Origin of the sequence: Mangrovimonas sp. DI 80 (assembly GCF_001975575.1) — a bacterium.
Lineage (GTDB): Bacteria > Bacteroidota > Bacteroidia > Flavobacteriales > Flavobacteriaceae > Mangrovimonas_A > Mangrovimonas_A xylaniphaga.
The window spans coordinates 1-21,038 of the sequence record NZ_MSDT01000002.1 but is presented as its reverse complement, the minus strand read 5'-3'; the positions used below and the strand labels follow the sequence as shown (position 1 = coordinate 21,038).

The 21,038-nt window shown below is 37.6% G+C and carries 19 protein-coding genes and 1 tRNA gene; 15 read left to right on the top strand and 5 right to left on the bottom strand.

What is annotated here, in order from left to right:
- Positions 1-84: 84 nt before the first annotated feature.
- The gene (gene miaB, locus BKM32_RS00780) at positions 85-1,530 is read right to left on the bottom strand and encodes a tRNA (N6-isopentenyl adenosine(37)-C2)-methylthiotransferase MiaB (protein WP_076662137.1); all 1,446 of its coding nucleotides are present in this window, start codon (positions 1,528-1,530) and stop codon (positions 85-87) included.
- Positions 1,531-1,672: 142 nt separating this feature from the next.
- On the opposite strand from miaB, the gene BKM32_RS00775 reads away from it, so the two are divergent.
- The 8 genes from BKM32_RS00775 (at position 1,673) to BKM32_RS00740 (ending at position 12,230) form a co-directional block, all read left to right on the top strand.
- Positions 1,673-2,416: a hypothetical protein gene (locus BKM32_RS00775; RefSeq protein WP_076662136.1), complete on the top strand. Its 744-nt coding sequence runs from the start codon at positions 1,673-1,675 to the stop codon at positions 2,414-2,416.
- A gap of 159 nt (positions 2,417-2,575) precedes the next feature.
- Positions 2,576-5,065, top strand: a complete 2,490-nt coding sequence (gene topA / locus BKM32_RS00770) for a type I DNA topoisomerase (protein ID WP_076662135.1) — start codon at positions 2,576-2,578, stop codon at positions 5,063-5,065.
- Between the two features lie 14 nt (positions 5,066-5,079).
- Entirely contained in the window at positions 5,080-6,246 is a 1,167-nt protein-coding gene (locus BKM32_RS00765) for a formimidoylglutamase (RefSeq protein WP_076662134.1), read from the top strand.
- A gap of 198 nt (positions 6,247-6,444) precedes the next feature.
- Positions 6,445-7,809, top strand: coding sequence for a gliding motility lipoprotein GldK (gene gldK, locus BKM32_RS00760; protein ID WP_082331909.1), 1,365 nt, complete (start codon positions 6,445-6,447; stop codon positions 7,807-7,809).
- 68 nt (positions 7,810-7,877) lie between these two features.
- On the top strand, positions 7,878-8,525 hold the full coding sequence (gene gldL, locus BKM32_RS00755) for a gliding motility protein GldL (protein ID WP_053975922.1): 648 nt from the start codon (positions 7,878-7,880) through the stop codon (positions 8,523-8,525).
- A 55-nt stretch (positions 8,526-8,580) separates the two neighbouring features.
- Complete coding sequence (gldM, locus tag BKM32_RS00750) at positions 8,581-10,128, top strand: gliding motility protein GldM (protein ID WP_053975921.1); 1,548 nt, start codon at positions 8,581-8,583, stop codon at positions 10,126-10,128.
- A 70-nt stretch (positions 10,129-10,198) separates the two neighbouring features.
- Complete coding sequence (gldN, locus tag BKM32_RS00745; RefSeq protein WP_076662133.1) at positions 10,199-11,089, top strand: gliding motility protein GldN; 891 nt, start codon at positions 10,199-10,201, stop codon at positions 11,087-11,089.
- Between the two features lie 97 nt (positions 11,090-11,186).
- Positions 11,187-12,230 (top strand): FAD-binding oxidoreductase, encoded by a 1,044-nt coding sequence (locus tag BKM32_RS00740; protein WP_076663002.1) that lies wholly within the window; start codon positions 11,187-11,189, stop codon positions 12,228-12,230.
- On the opposite strand, the gene BKM32_RS00735 is transcribed toward BKM32_RS00740, so the two are convergent.
- Positions 12,211-12,603, bottom strand: coding sequence for a DUF983 domain-containing protein (locus tag BKM32_RS00735; RefSeq protein ID WP_076662132.1), 393 nt, complete (start codon positions 12,601-12,603; stop codon positions 12,211-12,213). The two genes, BKM32_RS00740 and BKM32_RS00735, sit on opposite strands and share 20 nt — an antisense overlap.
- A gap of 83 nt (positions 12,604-12,686) precedes the next feature.
- Between BKM32_RS00735 and BKM32_RS00730 the strand changes: the two genes are divergently transcribed.
- The 7 genes from BKM32_RS00730 to BKM32_RS00700 all read left to right on the top strand — a co-directional run bounded on the left by BKM32_RS00730 (position 12,687) and on the right by BKM32_RS00700 (position 18,770).
- On the top strand, positions 12,687-14,594 hold the full coding sequence (locus BKM32_RS00730) for an ABC-F family ATP-binding cassette domain-containing protein (RefSeq protein WP_076662131.1): 1,908 nt from the start codon (positions 12,687-12,689) through the stop codon (positions 14,592-14,594).
- A 141-nt stretch (positions 14,595-14,735) separates the two neighbouring features.
- Positions 14,736-14,828, top strand: coding sequence for a CPXCG motif-containing cysteine-rich protein (locus BKM32_RS16645; RefSeq protein WP_305791414.1), 93 nt, complete (start codon positions 14,736-14,738; stop codon positions 14,826-14,828).
- 152 nt (positions 14,829-14,980) lie between these two features.
- Entirely contained in the window at positions 14,981-15,886 is a 906-nt protein-coding gene (locus tag BKM32_RS00720; protein WP_076662130.1) for a hypothetical protein, read from the top strand.
- Between the two features lie 107 nt (positions 15,887-15,993).
- Positions 15,994-16,066 (top strand) — tRNA-Met (locus tag BKM32_RS00715).
- Between the two features lie 54 nt (positions 16,067-16,120).
- Positions 16,121-17,470 (top strand): site-specific integrase, encoded by a 1,350-nt coding sequence (locus BKM32_RS00710; RefSeq protein WP_076662129.1) that lies wholly within the window; start codon positions 16,121-16,123, stop codon positions 17,468-17,470.
- Positions 17,471-17,488: 18 nt separating this feature from the next.
- Positions 17,489-18,208 carry a hypothetical protein gene (locus BKM32_RS00705; protein WP_076662128.1) on the top strand — a complete coding sequence of 240 codons (720 nt, stop codon included), beginning with the start codon at positions 17,489-17,491 and terminating at the stop codon, positions 18,206-18,208.
- 31 nt (positions 18,209-18,239) lie between these two features.
- Complete coding sequence (locus tag BKM32_RS00700; RefSeq protein WP_076662127.1) at positions 18,240-18,770, top strand: hypothetical protein; 531 nt, start codon at positions 18,240-18,242, stop codon at positions 18,768-18,770.
- A 268-nt stretch (positions 18,771-19,038) separates the two neighbouring features.
- On the opposite strand, the gene BKM32_RS00695 is transcribed toward BKM32_RS00700, so the two are convergent.
- From BKM32_RS00695 to BKM32_RS00685, 3 genes are all read right to left on the bottom strand, one after another.
- The gene (locus BKM32_RS00695) at positions 19,039-19,413 is read right to left on the bottom strand and encodes a hypothetical protein (RefSeq protein WP_076662125.1); all 375 of its coding nucleotides are present in this window, start codon (positions 19,411-19,413) and stop codon (positions 19,039-19,041) included.
- 151 nt (positions 19,414-19,564) lie between these two features.
- Positions 19,565-20,359, bottom strand: a complete 795-nt coding sequence (locus tag BKM32_RS00690; protein ID WP_076662123.1) for a hypothetical protein — start codon at positions 20,357-20,359, stop codon at positions 19,565-19,567.
- Positions 20,360-20,521: 162 nt separating this feature from the next.
- Positions 20,522-21,038: hypothetical protein (locus BKM32_RS00685; RefSeq protein ID WP_216349591.1), on the bottom strand; the 517-nt coding region annotated here is incomplete at its 5' end.

Genomic DNA, 21,038 nt, shown 5'->3' with positions numbered 1-21,038 from the left:
TTAGATTTTAGAGTTAAGAGAAAAGAACCAAGATATTTTAGGTTTTCTTGATTCCTTTTTCTTTGTTCTTCTGTCTTTTATAATCTAATTATTCTCTGAATATCCTACAGCTTCTCCAATTAAAGTTGCTGAAGTACATTCAGTAATCTTCACATTTACAAAATCTCCCACTTTGTAGTTTTCCTTAGGGAATACCACCACGGTGTTCTGGCTGTTTCTTCCAGACCAATGGGCGTCAGATCTTTTAGATTCTTTTTCAATCAACACTTCTTCAACTTTACCAAGATGTTGCTCGGTGCGGTACAAGGCATGTTTTTGTTGTAGTACTATGATTTCTTCCAAACGACGTTTTTTGGTCTCTTCAGGAACATCATCTTCCATTTTACGCTCTGCCAAAGTTCCTGGTCTTTCAGAATAAGCAAACATAAATCCGAAGTCGTATTTTACATATTCCATCAAGCTTAATGTGTCTTGGTGGTCTTCTTCAGTTTCGGTTGGGAAACCAGAAATCATATCTTGAGAAATGGCGCAGTCTGGAATGAGTCTTTTGATATTGTCAATCAAGTCAAAATACTCTTCACGTGTATGCTGACGGTTCATTTCCTTTAAAATACGGTTACTTCCGCTCTGTATAGGTAAATGGATGTAATTACAGATGTTATTGTGTTTTGCCATGGCTTCAATCACATCCAAAGTCATGTCTTGAGGGTTGGATGTTGAAAAACGGAAGCGCATTTTTGGTAGCGCAGTGGCACATATTTCCAAAAGGTTTGCAAAGTTAACTGCCGTAGCTTTTTGCATGTCTGAGGCCTTTTCGAAATCTTTTTTAAGTCCGCCGCCATACCAAAGGTAGCTGTCTACGTTTTGACCTAAAAGGGTCACTTCTTTATAGCCTTTGCTCCAAAGATCATTGATTTCTTCCATAATACTCTGTGGATCACGACTGCGCTCACGACCACGTGTAAAAGGAACGACACAGAAGGTACACATATTGTCGCAACCTCTTGTGATGGATACAAAAGCGGTAACACCGTTGGAGTTTAAACGCACAGGAGAAATGTCGCCATAGGTTTCTTCTTTGGAAAGAATCACGTTTACGGCATTCCTTCCTTCGTCCACTTCGGCAACAAGGTTAGGGAGATCTTTGTAGGCATCTGGACCTACAACAAGGTCTACAATTTTTTCTTCCTCTAAGAATTTACTTTTCAAACGTTCTGCCATACATCCCAACACACCAACTTTCATGTTGGGGTTGATTTTTTTTACGGCATTATATTTTTCCAAACGTTTACGTACCGTTTGTTCTGCTTTGTCTCTAATGGAGCAAGTATTCACCAAAACCAAATCGGCATCTTCAAGGTTTTGGGTGGTGTTAAATCCGTTTTCAGAAAGAATCGAGGCTACAATTTCACTGTCGCTAAAATTCATTTGGCAACCATAACTTTCAATAAACAGTTTTCGCTGGTTACCTTCCTTTTGTTCTAAAACAAGGCTTTGGCCCTGCTTGTTCTCTTCTATAATCTTTTCCATATATAATACTGAAGCGTTCCGTGTTCAATAAGTGTGCAAAGATACGATTTATTTGTTATCTATGACAAGATGGCAGTGTTATTGTTGATTTTAATATGTTAATAATATGGCTTATTTTTAACAGGTAACCAATTAATTAAATATGACTTTTTCAGAACTTCAATCCAAAATTAATGCTGCCAAACCATTGGATTTTGGCACTATCTTCAATAATTGTATCGAGCTTTTTAAAAAAGTTTGGGTACAAGGTCTTATCATGATTTTGATAACTATTGCCATGTTGGCGCCATTCTACATTATAATGTATTTGCCAATGGTGGCTATGGGTATTTGGAATCCGGAAGCTTTACAGGATAATAATGTAAATCCATTCTTGATGATTCCTTTTGTGGTGTTTATGTTGGTTTTTACTTTTTTTGCCATGGTCATTGCTTTTGGGCTTAAGGCATCCTTTTACCGAATTTGCAAGGCGAAGGATCTTGGTTTGGTGGAAAAGGATGATTACTTCTATTATTTGAAGAAGCCTTATTTGGTAAAGGTGGTTAAGTTGGCGTTGATCAGTTACGGGATTTCTCTGTTGGCTGCAATGTTGTGCGTATTACCTATATTATACGTTATAGTGCCCATAAGTTTAATGAATGTGATTTTTGCCTTTAATCCAGAATTGGCTGTTGGCGACATCGTGAAGTCAAGTTTTGATTTGGGAAATAGGAAGTGGCTTATCACTTTTGGCTTGATAGTAATTTCGGGATTGTTTGCTGAAGTTATTGGGCTTGTTCTTTGTGGGGTTGGACTTTTGATAACAGCATCGTTTTCTTACTTGCCGGTATACTATATATATAAGGACAGTGTTGGTTTTGAACCTTACGAATTACCTTTGGAATAGCTCATTTCTATTCATTTTAATTATAGTTGTAAAAGTCTGAATTTTTTCAGGCTTTTTTTGTTAATCGATAAAAATTGCACAATATCTGAGGGTTAAAAAATATTAAATTAGGAGGATATATTTTTTTTGGTATACATTTGTAGCCTTAAAATAAGAAAAATGGCAAAGAATTTAGTAATAGTTGAGTCCCCAGCGAAGGCAAAAACCATCGAAAAATTCCTTGGAAAGGATTTTAAGGTGGAGTCTAGTTTTGGACATATTGCAGATTTGCCTTCAAAAGAATTGGGGGTAGATGTTGATGGAGATTTTAAGCCAAAATATCTAGTTTCCAAGGACAAGAGAGAAGTTGTTAAAAAACTAAAGAACTTAGCAGGTAAAGCAGAAACCATATGGTTAGCAAGTGATGAGGACCGTGAAGGAGAAGCGATTGCATGGCACCTTGCTGAGACTTTAAAATTGGATAAAGCCAAGACCAAGCGTATCGTATTCCACGAGATCACAAAGACGGCTATCCAAAAAGCAATTGAAAACCCGAGAGGGATAGATTATGATTTGGTAGATGCGCAACAGGCGCGTCGTGTGTTGGATAGAATTGTTGGTTATGAGTTGTCTCCAGTATTGTGGAGAAAGGTGAAGGGAGGTCTATCGGCAGGACGGGTGCAATCTGTCTCTGTTCGATTGATTGTGGAGCGTGAACGTGAAATCCAAAACTTTACTGCGGAAGCGTCTTTTAGAATAGATGCCGAGTTTTCAAATGAAGATGGCCAAGTGTTCAAGGCGAAACTTCCGAAGAACTTCAGTACAAAAGAAGAGGCCTATGCCTTTTTGGAAGCCAATGCCAAAGCAGAGTTTAAAGTAGCTGATTTAGAGAAAAAGCCGGCGAAGAAATCACCTGCAGCACCATTTACCACGTCTACTCTACAACAGGAAGCTGCTCGTAAATTGTATTTTTCGGTAAGTAAAACCATGACCTTGGCACAGCGCCTGTATGAATCTGGATTGATTACTTATATGAGAACGGATAGTGTGAATCTATCTGATGAGGCAAGAGCAGGAGCCCAAGCCGAAATTAATTCAGCTTACGGATCAGATTACAGTCAGCCACGAAACTATAAAGGAAAGGCTAAAGGAGCGCAGGAAGCTCACGAGGCCATTCGTCCTACCGATTTTTCACGTCATTCCATTAGTGTAGATAGAGATCAAGATCGTTTGTACGATTTAATTTGGAAACGCGCTATTGCTTCCCAAATGAGTGAAGCTAAATTGGAACGTACCAATGTAAAGATTAGTTCGTCTACCGATAGTAATGTGTTTACCGCAAATGGAGAGGTGATTACTTTTGATGGATTCCTGAAGGTGTATTTGGAAGGAACCGATGATGAAGATATTGAACAAGAAGGAATGTTGCCAGCAGTTAAGGTGAATGAAACACTCCTTAATAATTATATAACCGCAACCGAACGTTATACAAGACCGCCAGCCCGTTATACCGAGGCTTCATTGGTGAAGCAATTGGAAGAATTGGGAATTGGAAGACCGTCTACCTATGCGCCAACCATTTCTACCATTCAAAATAGAAATTATGTTGAAAAGGGGAATGTTGACGGAGTAGAGCGTCCTTACAGTCAATTGAAACTTCAGAACGGTTCGGTGAAAGAAAAAGAGCTTACTGAAAAAGTAGGTTCTGATAAAGGGAAATTAGTTCCTACCGATATAGGGATGATTGTTACCGATTTCTTGGTGAATCATTTTGAGACGATTTTGGATTACAATTTTACGGCAAAAGTAGAAGAGGACTTTGACGAGATTGCCGAGGGTAAAGTAGATTGGTCCAAAATGATGAAGGACTTCTATAAAGATTTTCATCCTCAGGTAAAAGATGTAGAGGAAAATGCCGAAAGAGAATCTGGAGAACGTATTTTGGGAGTTGATCCTAAAACGGGAAAACAAGTAAGTGTGCGCTTGGGTAAATTTGGGCCTATGGTACAGATTGGGACGGTTGATGATGAAGAAAAGCCACAATTTGCTAGTTTAGCGCCAGATCAGCAGTTGAGTTCCATCTCATTTGAAGAGGCTATGGACTTGTTCCAATTGCCGAAAACTTTAGGGGAATTTGAGGGAGAAGTTATAGAAGTTAATAACGGACGTTTCGGTCCCTATGTGAAATTTGGAAATTCTTTCGTATCCTTGCCGCAGGGAATGGATCCTTTGAGTGTAGAGTTGGAAGATGCAATTGTATTAATCAAGGAAAAACAAAAGGCAGACGCTCCTATATATATGTATCAAGATTTACCTGTGCAAAAAGGTAAAGGTAGATTTGGACCATATATAAAATGGAACAATATGTTTATTAATGTCAATAAAAAGTATGATTGGGACAATCTTTCTCAATCAGACATTATAGAACTTATTGAAGATAAAATTCAAAAGGAGAAAGATAAGCTTATCCATGACTGGAAAGAAGAAGGCATTAGAGTGGAGAAGGCCAGATGGGGTAGGCATAATGTTATAAAGGGCAAAGTAAAAGTTGAATTGCCTAAAACGGAAGACGTTTCTAAAATGACTTTGGATGAAGCCAAGGCTATCATTGAGAAGAACGCTCCAAAGAAAAAAACGACAAGAAAAAAAACGGCAACCAAAAAGAAGTAATAGGAGTACCATAAATGAGCTTTAGTTTTTTAACCCCCATATCCGATGCTGTGCTAGCCCATAGCGAACTATTATCGCAACAAGCACTAGGAAAAAAAATTAGGGTTCACTCAAAACAACACGGAATTCCAGATTTAGAAGGAGTGCAGATGGCTATCATAGGTGTGCATGAAAACCGAAATGATGTCAATTACATGGGGGAAATTGTTGCTTTTGATTCTATTAGAACTTCTTTGTATAGTCTGTTCCCTGGAAATTGGTACACTACCATGGCCGATTTAGGGGATATGCTCCCAGGAGAAAGTGTTGAAGATACTTATTTCGCTCTTAGAACTACTATAGGTAGTTTGTTGGAAAAACAAATCATACCTATAATATTAGGGGGGAGTCAAGACTTAACGTATGCCAATTACAGGGCATATGATACCATAGCGCCTATGATCAACATTGTAAATGTTGATAGTAATTTTGATTTGGGCGATGCATCCCTTCCTATTAAGAACAATAGCTTTCTTGGAAAGATCATTTTAGAAGAGCCCTTCAATCTATTTAACTATTCTGCTGTAGGCTATCAAACCTATTTTAATTCGCAGGAGGAAATAGACTTGATGGAAAAGCTCTATTTTGAAGCTTACAGATTAGGAGAAGTATCCAATAGCATTAGTTTGGTAGAACCGGTTATGAGAGATGCGCATATAGTAAGTGTAGATTTAAAATCGGTGAAAGCCTCAGAACTTAGCTCAAGTCAACGTTATTCTCCAAACGGTTTGGATGGGAAGGAAATTTGTGCAGTAGCTAGATATGCAGGTATCAGTAATAAGGTGTCGTCTTTTGGGATATACGAGTTTAAGCCATCTAGGGAAGATGGGGTAACGGCGATGTTGGTTGCGCAAATGATATGGTATTTCATCGAAGGTGTAAACTGCAGGGTAAAGGATGATGATTTTAAAAGTGATGCTAATTATCAGAAATACAATGTGTTAATTGAAGATGATGAGCTGATATTTTTTAAAAGTATTAAAACTGGAAGATGGTGGATTGAAATACCTTTTTTACCAAATGTTAATAATAAATTGAAAAAGCATACGTTATTACCTTGCATGTACGAAGATTATGTGGAGGCTACACAAGGCAAAATCCCTGAAAGATGGTATAAAGCCTACAAAAAGAATAGTTTTTAGTATCTTTACTTTTTTTGATTTCTTTAACAGTATATCATCGATGAAATGCAAAGTTTACAGGATGAAATGCAAAAAAAATCAAAAAAAAATTGTTTTTTTGAAAATATATAGATATGTTTACAGCCTTTAAAAAAATACGCTCAGTGTTTTTTTGAAAAAAAAGATAATTACAACTAAATAATTTAACCTCGAGTTTCTATGAATATGAAGAAGTTTGCTTTATTAACCGCTGTATTAGCTCTATTACACAGTTGTAGCTCTGGTGACAGAGGAGAACTGGTAGGAGTTAAAGGAAAGAAATGGCATCCTGAAAAACCTTATGGTATGACCCTTGTTCCGGGAGGAGCATTTATTATGGGTAAATCGGATGATGATCTTGCTGGTGTTCAAGATGCACCAACTAAAACGGTAACCGTAAGGGCGTTTTATATGGACGAAACTGAAATCACTAATAGTGAGTATCGTCAGTTCGTGAATTGGGTACGTGATTCAATTGTGAGAACTAAGTTGGCAATCTTGGCCGATGAAATCGGAAAGACACCGGACGATGGAGGTGTTGGAGAGTTTGCGTTCAAGGATGCAGATACAGCCAACATGAGTGTGTACGAAAAGTACATGTTGGATAACTATAGTGGTTTAGGTCCAACAGGATATGAAGGTAGAAAACTAAACAAAGATGTCGATCTTATTTTTGATACCAATGACTATCCGGATGAATATTATGCAGAAGTAATGGATACCATGTATTTGCCTATAGAGGAGTCCTATAATGGACAGCGTACTTGGGATGTAAGTAAATTTAAGTTCCAATACACCTATATGGATATCGAAAAGGCTGCAAAAAACAGAAACCTTAGAAGAAAAGATGTGTTGATTACTGATGAAGTAGCTGTATATCCGGATACCACCGCTTGGATTCGCGATTTTGCTTACTCTTACAACGAACCAATGCACAATGACTATTTTTGGCATGACGCTTATGGAGCATATCCAGTAGTAGGTGTTTCTTGGAAACAAGCTAATGCATTCTGTCAATGGCGTACTATTTATAAGAATGGTTATCAAAAATCTAGAGGGAGAGCTCATGTTAATTCTTTCAGGTTACCTTCAGAGGCTGAATGGGAGTACGCTGCTAGAGGTGGTCTTCAAGGAGCTACTTTCCCATGGGGAGGTCCTTATACCAAAAATGATAGAGGGTGCTTTATGGCAAACTTCAAACCGCTACGTGGAGATTATGCAGCAGACCAAGCTTTGTATACTGTAGAAGCTGATGCATATGAGCCTAACGATTATAACTTATATAATATGGCAGGTAACGTTTCTGAATGGGTTCAAGGTTCATATGATCCAGCATCATACGAGTATTTGTCAACTATTAATCCTAATGTAAACGATGCTGCTAACGAACGTAAAGTTGTTCGGGGTGGTTCTTGGAAAGATGTTGCGTATTTCTTACAAGTAAGTTCAAGAGACTATGAGTATGCAGATTCAGCTAGAAGTTACATCGGTTTCAGAACTGTTCAGGATTATATGGGAACTGAAGTGACTAAAAATTCACATTAAAAATAAAACTATCTATTAACCTACTTAAGTAATAATACAATTAACTTAAACTAAAAAACAAAAAAATTATGGCACAGTCAAAAGCAGGTAAGCGTTTTATGAACATGGCTTACGGATTAGGAGCATCAATCGTAATCATTGGAGCACTTTTTAAGATTACTCACTTCGAATTAGGACCACTTACAGGTAATGTTATGTTAACTATTGGTCTTGTATCTGAAGCAATTATTTTCGCGATTTCCGCGTTCGAACCAGTAGACGATGAATTGGATTGGTCTTTGGTTTACCCAGAATTAGCTGGAGGTAAGTCAGCTCCAAAAGCTAAGAAAGAAGAGCCTAAAGACGCTGAAGGTCTTTTATCTAAAAAATTAGACAACTTGTTGAAAGAAGCTAAAATTGATGGTGAATTGATGGCAAGTTTAGGAAACAGCATCAAAAACTTCGAAGGTGCTGCAAAAGGAATCAGCCCTACAGTAGATTCTATCGCTGCTACTAAAAAGTATGGTGAGGAATTATCTCAAGCAGCTGCTCAAATGGAGTCTTTAAATAGTCTTTATAAAGTACAGTTAGAAAGTGCATCACGTCAAGCTTCAATTAATGAAGAAGCAGTAGAAAACGCAGCTAAACTTAAAGAACAAATGCAATCTTTGGCATCTAACTTGTCTACACTTAACGGTGTTTACGGTGGAATGCTATCTGCTATGAACAAAAACTAATTAGGTTTTTTAGTCTGAAATTTAAACAATTAACAACACAAAAAACTAATTAGAAATGGCAGGAGGAAAATTATCTGCAAGGCAGAAAATGATTAACTTGATGTATTTGATCTTCATTGCGATGTTAGCATTGAATATGTCAAAAGAAGTACTTTCGGCTTTCGGTTTGATGAATGAAAAATTGACCGAATCCAATGAGGCTTCTACTGAAAGAAACACTCAGTTTATGAATGGTTTGGCAGCTAAGGTTGATGAGCAACCAGCTAAATACAAACCATTAAAGGATGCTGCTGATCAAATTGATCAATTGGCTACTGGTTTAGATTCTTATATCGCAAGCCTTAAAACTGATATGACCGCTAAGTTGGAAGATCCTACTCAGTATGAGTCTATGGACAAAGGTGATTATTTGGATAACCTTTGGTTTAAAGGAGATAAACTAAAAGATGATGGACAGACCTTTAAGGCTGAAATCGCTAAATTTAGAGATGGAGTAGTTGCAATTTTGGAAAGCAATCCTACTACAGCTTCTATGGCACCAGCTGTAAAGGCAAAATTTGCTACTGACGATGTAAAAAGAGGTGCTGGAACTGTAGAATGGTTAAGCCATAACTATAAAGGATTCCCATTGGTTGCTTCTTTAACAAAGTTAACTCAAATGCAAGCTGACGTTAAAACTACTGAAACTGAAGTATTGCAATCTATGTTGGGTGAGCAACTTAAAGTGGAAGCATCTTTAACAAACTTTGACGCTATCGTTGTACCGGACAAAACTGCTTTCTTCTCAGGAGAAGAGTTTACAGGTAGAATCATTTTAGGTAAAAATGACAAAACGTTAAGAGCTGATAAAGTAATTATCAATGGTAAAGAATTACCTGCTGAAGCTATGCAAGCTGGACAAACTATGTTGAAGTTCGCTGCTGGTAATGTTGGTGAGCAAACTATTGAAGGAGAGTTCCAATTTAAAGAAGGTGACTCTATCATCTCAATTCCTGTAAAGAGTACCTATGCGGTTGTACCGAAACCAAACTCAGCTACTATTTCAGCTGATAAGATGAACGTTGTTTATCGTGGTGTATCTAACCCAATGACAATTTCTTTTGCCGGAGTATCTGACAATAATGTATCGGCTTCTGCTCCTGGTCTAAGTAAAGGTTCTGGTGTGGGTAAATATGTCATGAATCCTGGGACAGGTAGAGAAGTTACTATCAATGTGTCTGGTACATTACCTGATGGAACTAAAGTTAGTGACAAAGCTACTTTCCGTATTAAAGATATTCCTGCTCCAACCGGAACTATTCGTGGTGAAGCTGGAGTTGTACCAATGCAACGTAATGGTTTGGAAATTTCTTCTATCGGAGCTATGTTGGAAGATTTCGATTTCGATTTACCATTAGCTGTTTCAGGTTTCAAATTCAAGGTTCCAGGTCAACCAACAATTACTGTTGGAGGAAATAAATTAAATGACCGTGCTAAAGCTGCGTTGCGTAAGGCAAAACGTGGTGATGCAGTTCAAATTTTCGATATCGACGCCAAAATTTCAGGAAATAGCGGTTATAAGTTGAAAAAGGTATCTCCAGTATTTATCGAATTAACAAACTAAGATAATTTTAGTTAGACAACAAACGTTTTATACGTAGAGACTTAAAGTCCCAAACATTAAAAGATTTAAGATGAAGATTAGAAATATTATATTAACCGTTTTAGGAGTTGTTGCCACAACAGGGGCATTTGCTCAGGCAAATATCCTTAACGCTAAAACACCGGACCAAATAGGAGTTAAAACAGAAGCTCAATTGGCATTGGATCATGACAGACCATTAGAGTACGGTTATGTAGATGACAGAGACATTTTGTTTTCAAAAATGACCTGGGAAAGAGTCGTTTTAGATGAGCGTGCCAACTTCCCGCTTTACTACCCTGTAGATACTAATAATATTGGGAGTAACAGACGTTCTTTATTTGATGTGATCATGAAGAATGTAGAAAATGGTAATATTGAAAATATTTATGCAGACTCTTATTTCACGGAAAAGCGTACGCTTAAGGATCTTGACGGAGCATTAAAGCTTATTGATACTACAAACCTTGGTTTTGAGCAATACAATGCTGAAGGGGTTGTAGATCCACAGTATATCAGAAAAAGAGAAATCTCTTCTTATGATATCAAAGAATACCGTATGAAAGGATTATGGTATTTTGACAAGCGTCAAGGAGAATTAAGATACCGTCTTTTAGGATTAGCACCTGTTTGCCCAGACGTTAACTTTATTGACGAAGAAAACCCTGATTTGGTTGAATTATTCTGGATATTTTTCCCAGAGTCCAGAGATGTGTTGCACGAAGCAAAATCGTTTAACAACAAGAACAGTGCAGTACCAATTTCGTTTGATCACTTGTTAAATTCTAGACGTTTTAGCAGCGTTATGTACAAGGAAGAAAACGTGTATGGAGACAGAGAAGTTAAGGAGTATATTGCGGACAACGCTTTAATGCAGTTGTTGGAGTCTGACAGAATCAAAGAGAAGATTCGTAACTTCGAACAAGATATGTGGTCTTACTAAGGTAAATCACTGTCAATATAGAGAAAAGCCCACTTTTTAGTGGGCTTTTTCTTTTTTGGGTATGAGTTATTGTTCCAATCCTAGTAATTTTGCAAATATGAATGTAGATTATTTTATAGTAGGTTGTGGTTTGGCTGGTATCGCTTTTTGTGAGCAATTGCGCCAACATGATAAATCTTTTCTGGTTTTCGACAATGGATCTCAACAATCATCCAAGGTAGCGGCGGGATTGTACAATCCGGTTATTTTAAAACGCTTTTCAGAGGTTTGGATGGCTAGGGAACAGTTGGAATTGGCCTTGCCCAAATATAAAGCCGTAGGAGAGCTTTTAAAGACACAAGTTGATTATCCTATTCCTATTCTTAGAAGGTTTGCTTCTATTGAAGAACAGAATTTATGGTTTTCCGCGTTAGATAAACCAGCTTTGGAACCGTTCTTATCTATTTCTTTAGTTAAAAACGATAATGAAGTAATCAATGCGCCTTTTGGATTTGGCGAGGTACTGCATACCGGACGTGTGGATACCACAGCCTTAATTGATGGTTATCAAGACTACTTAACAAAAGAAGGAAGGCTTGTTTCTGAAGCCTTCAATCATGAGCTATTTAATGTCGAATCCAGCACATTTTATTATGGTGAATATACAGCTGATAGAATTGTCTTCTGCGAAGGATTTGGTATAAAGAGGAATCCATATTTCCAACACTTGCCTTTAAATGGCACCAAAGGGGAGACCATCACGATTAAGGCTCCTAATCTTAAATTGGATGTTATTTTGAAGGGATCAGCGTTTCTTTTGCCTCTTGGAGACGATTTGTATACTGTTGGAGCGACCTATAATTGGACGGATAAAACCAATCAACCTAGTAAAGAAGGATGTGAAGAATTGGTGAATAAAGTAAAGGAGCTTATCAATTGCGACTTCACTGTGATAGATCAGGAGGCAGGTATTCGGCCAACCGTAAAGGATAGACGTCCTTTGGTAGGGGAACATCCAGAACAACCAAATATGTACATTTTAAATGGGTTGGGAACTAGAGGTGTTATGATTGCACCTTATGTGGCTGAACAGCTATATGAACACATCGAAAACAATCAACCCCTAAACCCCGAGATCGACATTAAGCGGTTTTCTTCTTAGCCCATTCTTTGTCGTAATGCATAAAAATATTGATCCAGATATTTCTTGATAAGCGCATAATAACAGGGTAAAAGGCTATCAATGTACCTACAATGGCGATAAAGGCAGTTTTTAAGGAGGTTCCTAAAATTAAATAGCTTATCACAAACGCAGCAACGGCAAAGGCAATACCAACAGCATAGCTTACGTACATGGAGCCATAGAAAAACGATGGTTCCAATCTGTATTTTGTACCACAATGGGAGCAATGATCATGAATTTTTAAAGTGTCAGTAATGATGTACGGATTTTTGTTTACGTACATAGATTCTTCTTGACACTTTGGACAAGTTCCTTTCAAAATACTATACAGTTTGGTCCCTTTTTTTATCATGGATTTATAGTGTATTTTTGCGTTTTCTATTGAACTGTAAAGTTACGTTTTATAGGAATATTAATTGTAACAAAAGTCACTAAATGCTCAATATCCATAACCTTTCTATTTCGTTCCAAGGCGAATATTTATTTGAAGAAATTACGTTTAAACTCAATCCAGGAGATAGGGTTGGTTTGATAGGTAAAAATGGCGCTGGTAAATCTACAATGCTTAAGATTTTGTCCGGAGATATGGAACCTGATTCTGGGCAAATTGCTTCTGATAAAAATTTAAGCATAGGCTTTTTAAGACAGGATATTGATTTTATTCTGGGAAGAACCGTTTTGGAAGAGTCCTATGAAGCCTTTCAGGAGATTAAGGATTTGGAGCGCAAATTGGAAGAAATCAACATGGAAATGGCTGAGCGCACCGATTATGAAAGTGAAAGCTATCACCAATTGATGGTTGATTTGAATGAAATTCAGCATCAATACGAAATCTTGGGAGGTTACAATTATCAAGGTGAAACTGAAAAAATCCTGCAGGGTCTAGGTTTTAAAAGAGAGGATTTCAACAAACTTACCGACACTTTCTCTGGTGGGTGGCGTATGCGTATTGAATTGGCCAAACTGCTACTTCAAAACAATGATATTTTGCTATTGGATGAGCCTACCAACCACTTGGATATTGAATCTATTATTTGGTTGGAAGGATTTTTAAAGGGCTATTCTGGAGCTGTGGTGATTGTGTCGCATGATAAAATGTTCTTGGATAATGTGACCAACAGAACAATAGAAATATCCTTGGGGCGTATTTACGATTACAACAAACCCTATTCAAAGTTCTTGGTTCTTAGAAAGGAAATCAAGGAGCAGCAGTTGGCATCTCAAAAGAATCAGGAAAAACAAATTCAGCAAACCGAAAAACTTATAGAAAAGTTTAGGGCTAAAGCTTCCAAAGCTTCCATGGCGCAATCCTTAATCAAAAAATTGGATAAAATTGAGCGTATTGAAGTTGATGAAGATGACAACAGTGTAATGACCTTAAATTTTCCAGTGTCCATTACACCTGGTAAAGTGGTGGTTGAAGCCGAAAATATTACCAAGAATTATGGCTCTTTACAGGTTTTAAATGGCATAGATTTAAGTATTGAAAGAGATTCTAAAACTGCTTTTGTTGGCCAGAATGGTCAAGGTAAATCTACTTTAGCTAAAATTATTGTTGGGGAAATAAAGCACGAAGGTCATTTAAAGTTAGGACATAATGTGCAAATAGGGTATTTCGCTCAAAACCAAGCGGAATATTTGGACGGTAATAAAACCGTTTTGGATACTATGATTGATGCTGCCAACGAAACCAATAGAAGTAAGGTAAGAGATATTTTGGGATCTTTCCTGTTCCGAGGTGAGGAGGTCGATAAATATGTGAGAGTACTTTCAGGAGGAGAACGAAACCGTTTGGCCCTAGCAAAATTGTTGCTGCAACCTTTGAATGTGTTGGTAATGGATGAGCCTACCAACCACTTGGACATTAAATCCAAGAACGTTTTAAAAGAAGCGTTGAAGAAGTTTGAAGGGACTTTGATTTTAGTATCTCACGACCGTGATTTTCTTCAAGGGTTGACTAACAAAGTATATGAGTTCAAAGATCAACGAATCAAGGAATATCTTGGAGACATCGATTTTTATTTGGAACAGCGTAATGTAGAGAGTTTAAGGGACGTTGAAAAGCGTGATGTTGTTAAAGACCAACCAAGGGAGACCAATAAACAATCTTACGAGGACCAAAAGAAGATGAAATCCTTAGCCAATAAGTTGAGCAATACTGAAGCTAAAATTAGTCAACTTGAAAAGGAAATTAAGGCTATTGATGCCGAACTTGCTATAAATTATGATGCTTTAGTAGCAGACCCTGGTTTTTTCAAAAATTATCAAGCCAAAAAAGATGAATTGGATAATCTGATGCTGGATTGGGAAACAATTCACGAGGAACTTGATAGTTTTAATTAATAGGCATCCATATAAAATAGAGGGGTTGAAATCGTTTCAAAATCTGTAACTTACAGCATGGAAACGTATTTCTTTCAATGTCCATATTGTTGGCAACAAATTTCTGTTGTGGTAGACAAGTCTATTCCCAATCAAACCTAAATTGAAGATTGCGAAGTATGCTGCAATCCTATCTCTTTGGAAATCAGCGTTAAAAATAATGACATATTTTACTTTCAAGCAAGTGGGATGTAAATGGCGGTTTCTGGCGCATTATTTTGGTTTATAGTGGTTTGTACTGTAGTTCTTTTTGTGTAACGATGTATTTCGTCGAAAAAAATTTGTATTTCACCGAATTAAGGTTATATTCGTTAGTGTAAATTTTTTCTCGCATCAAATCTACAGTTATGAAAACACTCCAACTATCCTTCCTATTCTGTTTAATTAGTGTATTGTCATTTGGCGCAATATCGTCCAAAGAAAAAGCAGCCTTAATAGCATTGAATGCTTCTACCCAAGGTGAAAATTGGTTTAAAACATGGAACCTTAATGCTCCGGTATATACCTGGTGCGGTGTGATTATAGAAGATGATAAGGTTGTAGGGCTCAACTTGGATTCCAATAACCTTACAGGGACACTTCCTGAAGCACTGGGAGATTTGGTCCACTTGAAAAAAATTAGCTTTTTCAGAAATCATCTTACGGGAAAAATTCCTTCATCCATTGGGAACTTAACAAGTTTAACAACGCTTAATATGGCTTTTAATGAGTTAAATGGGACTTTGCCAAGTTCTATTGTAAATCTAAAATCTTTGGTGTCGTTACAATTGTTTATGAATAGAATTGAAGGAGAGATTCCTCGACAGATAGGAAATTTGGCTAATTTGGAATATCTGGAACTGTACAATAATGATATTGAAGGGACCATTCCAAAGTCAATAGGAAAGTTGGCCAAGCTTAAAGAGCTTTTAATTAGTAGTAATAAAATAACCGGAAAATTGCCCACTGAAATATCAGGAATGGCTTCGCTTAGAGTGTTGAGTGTTTTTGATAATAAAATGTTAGGTATTGTTCCAAAGTCTATTGGTAAGTTAGCTGGGTTGGAAGAGTTAGTTTTGGCCAACAATGCTTTCTATGGAGATTTGCCAAATGAGCTTGCGAGCTTGGTAAACCTGAAAGTTTTGCTCTTAGGAAACAACGCTTTTAAGGGGGATTTGGCGGCTTTGGAAAAAAACTTTCCAAAAATGAAAAATTTTGATGTGCAAAATACAGAGGGAAGAGGGGTGATAGTAACCTTGGACCCAGAAGATTAAAAGTTGTCCGTAATAAATGTGTGGCTCCCGGCAAGAAATTGTTGGGAGTTATTTTTTAAAATATGCTTTGTATTCTCAAAAAACGTCTTATATTTGCACCACGATATCGCGGGATAGAGCAGTAGGTAGCTCGTCGGGCTCATAACCCGAAGGTCACTGGTTCGAGTCCAGTTCCCGCTACTAATTGGAAATCATCCAGATAAGCAGTTTAGTTCACTCTAAACTGCTTTTTTTATGTCAAATTTGAATGAATTGGTTACATTTGAACACGAAAATGAACACGTTTTAGAACACGATTTGCCTACCAAAAAATTATTTTCCACCCCCAAAATCCACACCGCCAAGGGCGACCTATCGAAAAGATGGTACGTCTATTTTTCCTATCGCAATCCAGAAACGGGAAAGCTCGAGCGCTACAAAAAGAACATTTACGGAGTCGCCAACAGCTACAGGACAAAAGAGGAACGCATGACGGTACTCAGTGTCTATAGGCAACGATTGTTAAAACTTCTCAAAGAAGGCTACAGTCCGTATGAGAACAATCTCGACAGGTATAATGGTACAGAACAGGGAGAAGTGAAAGAGAATGCAGAGCCTCAAGCTGTGGTAAAAGAAAAGCCCATTGAAAATACCGAGGTTGTCCCCAAAGAAAAAGAAGTAGAAATAGAGGAAAGCACCAAGGAAAAGGGGATGGGCTTTAAGGAAGCCCTCGACTTTGATTTTTCGCTGAAATCGGTACAGCTCAGGGAAAGCAGTCTCAGGTCATACAAGAGCCATATCAAGGTGTTCTATGAATGGTTCCAAAAGGAGCATCCAGAAGTGGAATTTATCGAACAGGTGGACAGGAAACTGGTGCTAACGTTTCTGACGAGCCTTTTGGAGACCTCTACGCCAAGAAACAGGAACAACTACAGGGCAAGCCTAAGCAGCCTATTCCAGACCTTGGAGGACAATGATATCGTCCCTTCCAACTTTGTGGGCAAGATCAAGGTTCTCAAATCCACACCAAAGCGCAACAAAACCTATTCCAAGGGGCAACAGGAAGAAATCTTCGATTTCTTGGAAAAGGAAGATCCTACACTGCTCTTGTTCATTAAGTTCATATCCTACAATTTCCTGAGACCATTGGAGGTGTGCAGACTAAAGGTCGGGGATATTGACCTAAAGCACAGGACCCTCAGTTTTGAGGCGAAGAACAGCCCTATGAAGACCAAGATCATTCCCGACCTTTTGCTACGTGACCTTCCCGACCTATCGAATAAAGATAAAGGGCATTACCTGTTCACTCCAGAGGGAATAGGGGGCGAATGGGAGACGAGCTTGGAGAACAAGCGCAACTACTTTACCAAGCGATTCAAGAAAGTGGTCAAGGAGTCCTTTGGACTGGGAGAGGACCATGGTCTGTACAGTTTCAGGCATACCTTCATTACGAAGCTCTACAGGGCCTTGGTGGCAGATTCCTCACCGCACGCAGCCAAGAGCAAGCTGATGCAGATAACAGGTCACAGTTCCATGACAGCCCTTGAGAAATACCTTAGGGATATCGATGCGGAGCTTCCAGAGGACTATTCGGCAATGCTATAAAGAAATAAGGAAAGCGATATGACATCCATTGAAGAGATCAACTATGAACTTGGAATAAACATAATGAAGGCCTCGGTACTGTTCATTCCAAGTATCATGATAGAAGAGGCCAAAAAGAAAAACGATACCATCGATTTTGACCAATATGGGGGAAAGGTTCTCCTTATCGAAGGCAACGGCAAGAACTATTTTTTGGAGGACAACAGTCCATCACTTTACCATGTGCTTCAGAAAAGCGTGCTTCTTGATGGGAACATCCTGAAACTTTTACAGTGGAAGGAGAAATTCGATACGGCCACGTTTGAATTCATTCTAGAAAAGTATCGGGAGCAGCTAAAGGGATATACCTTTGCCGCCGAATGGCTCCAGGCCAATGTAAGGAGTGTGGTTCCCGATGTTTCTGAGGAGGTTCTCGGTTCATTCGGGATGCAATATGATCAGTTGGAAAAACACCGTTTGGATGTTGACAGGCGATTTGGACTTCGGGCCCTTGAACAGCAGAACCCATCCAGTGCCCCTGTGGCAAACGAAAAAATGGAGCTACCGGCGATTATGGAGCTGATGGGCATGGAGAACCTGAACAAAGGGATGGCCACGGTGCAGGAGACCGTTGTCCCCAAGCAGGACAGGAGTGAACGGATAAAGGCACTAAAGGCCAAGATAGAGGCGGAGGCGGACGACTATCTTTTGGATTATATCTTTGGAGTCCCGACAGGAAAAACAACAGTAGAGCATTAGTAAAATAAACAACAATAAAATTATCAGTGATATGGCGAAATCCGATACAGACGATCAATCCGTAACCTTCAGGATACCCAGGGCGCTTAAAAATAAAATCAATCAGCGTGCAGAAATGAAGGGGGTCAGACTGTCCGAATATCTGAGGGAATTATTGACTTCAGTTGTGGAGGATAGGGTGTGCCAAGGAGAAAGGGAAAGGATCAAGGAACTGGAGAACCAGACGTTTTTAAGCTCCAAGGAATTTATGCAGTTGCTGGTATGGATGTACAGTAAGCGTGAAGCGCAGAAATACAATAAGGAAACTGATTACCTTGATGACCATATAAAGACGCTGAAGCAGGTCGGGGACCATGTACCAGTGGATCTTTCGAAAGAATTTGATAAAGTATTGAAGAGTCTTCTTTCCATTGACAGGGATAATAGCTATTCTACCTATGATTTTATAAAGGGTTATGGGGAAAAGGAAAAATTCGATTTCGAAAAGCTTGAAAAATTCCTGCTATCAAAGCCGATTAAGGTTCCAAATTTGCCGCCTTTTCCATTGAAAAAGACGAGGTGAATTTTGTAATACAATTTGTAGGACAATTGTAAGACAATTGTCTTACAAATTTCTTTTTTGTTTTTTGAACAGTTGATTTGACCACATTTGTGGTCTAAAATAGCCTGTTTTTAAGGGGTTTTTGGGTGTCTGTAGTTCCAATAACGGTTATTGATGTTATTATTGGAGTATTGTTGTTTGTAAGACAGTTTTGTTTTTTTATAGAAATTGGTAAACAGATTTTTGGAAAATCGGAAGCAATGAATTATACACGGTGTTACCACACGTTTTATTGTTTTATTAAATTGTTTAATGTTATTTCGAGTAATTCAGTACATTCTACATTGTTAATTTTTCTGATTGAGTCATTTATAAAGCATAGATTGTTTTTATTTATTATTGCTTTAGACCGATAAACATCTTGTTTTAAATCATATTTTAAATAGATTGTGTCCTCAATATATTGATATTTACCGGAGTTGGGTTTGCCACGACGGTTAAATCTTAAGTCAAATGAGCTGTCGGCATAAAGATCCAAGTAAACCCAGCCGATAGGAGCTTCTCTATTAGCTTTGAAAACAAACTTTCGATTATCTTTTTGGGAATTATTGTTAGAACAATTAAGTATTAAAATCAGTGAAAATAGTGCAAGAATTTTTCTCATTTCAATGTGTGGTAACGGTTTGTGTATAGTTTGTTGCGTGAAAATCCGCAGGATTTTCGGGTTAAAAAACTAAGTTAGCAAAATTGCGAGGATTTTCCGTGAGGAAAATCGGAAGCAATGAATTATACACGGTGTTACCCATAGGCTTTTTTTATTTTAATTGGAAATGAATGTGGTCATCGTGTCGAACTGCCTGACAGCCGTGAAACCTTACTTTTTCGTTAGTAAAATTCAGTCGTGTTTTCAAATGCGGTTCGATGAACATTTTGCCTATACTATTTTGCTTTAAGATTAAATTAGCCAAATTACGAGTTCCACTTTCTGAAAAGTCTATGTCCTTGTTAATTGTCCCTAAAGTCAGGTATTGGGGAAAGTCATATTGCCAATGTCCGCTTTTTTTGCAAACTGCACTTTGATCATATTCATTAGGTTTGGGGTTTTCATAAACTCCATATCCACTAATTGAAGGTTTTTTATTTGTTAATTGACCGTTTGAGTTTTTATATATTAATGAAACATCTATTTTCTTTCCATCATTGTGGCTCAAATGAGGTAAAAGAGGAAATTTATCAATAAACGGAAAGTTTGCATCAAGGTAGACCATTTTAATTCCGCTATTTTGATTTTCAAATTCAGTTGCCACTTGGGTGAGAGTTTTGTTCAGTTCTGGTCGAACATAATTTCTATTCGCGAGTTTGTAGAATATCGAATGTGCCTTTAGAAATTGCGTTTCTTTTATTTTTTCACGTCCGAAAATCGGGGCAACATTTGGAACAATCAAAAATGTAGCGATTAAATAGAGTCCAACAAAAATTCCAATCCGTTTAATCCGTCTTTTTTTTGCATTTCGATTTATAAGCAAGATTGAAACTAGATATAAAATTCCGCCAATTTGAGTGATAATTGTTAAGATGACGAAAATTATAATGTGGAGTAGGATTCTCAAATTTTGGTGGTTTAGCTTATGGGTAACGTTTTGTGTATAGTTTCGTTGCGTGAAAATCCGCAGGATTTTCGTGTTAAGAAACTAAGATAGTAAAGTTGCGAGGATTTTCCGTGAGGAAAATCAGAAGCAATGAATTATACACTGTGTTGTACACTGGCTTTTTTAATCGTTTTGTTTTTTTAGATAAATTCTCCGTTTTGTCATATATCTTTCTCCCCAAAATAAATATTTTTTATGTCGGCTTATTGCCTTTCCTCGTTTTACAACATGACCGTCTGAATGAAAGGAAAACAATTTTCCGTTTTTGTATTTATACTTTTTGTTTTCAATTTGGGGATTTCCAGAAGATAGTAATTCCTCAACATTTTTTTCGTCCTCTTGCTCAATGTCAAATGTGAGCAATATTACATTTTTATCAATTATTTTAAATTTTCCTTTTCCAGATTCATGAATTAAATCTCCGCTAAATTCATATTCAAAAGTATAGTTTTCATTCAGTTGAATCTTAGTAACGAAGAAACCTAAACTAGCAACATTGCTTGAGTAATATCCAAATATTTTTTCTTGCCCGAATAGATTACTTGAGATGATAACAATGAAAAGAAGTAATAGGTTTTTTTTCAATTTCAGGTGTTTTGTATTATACTGAAATAGGTTGACCTTTTTTCGGTTGATTTTC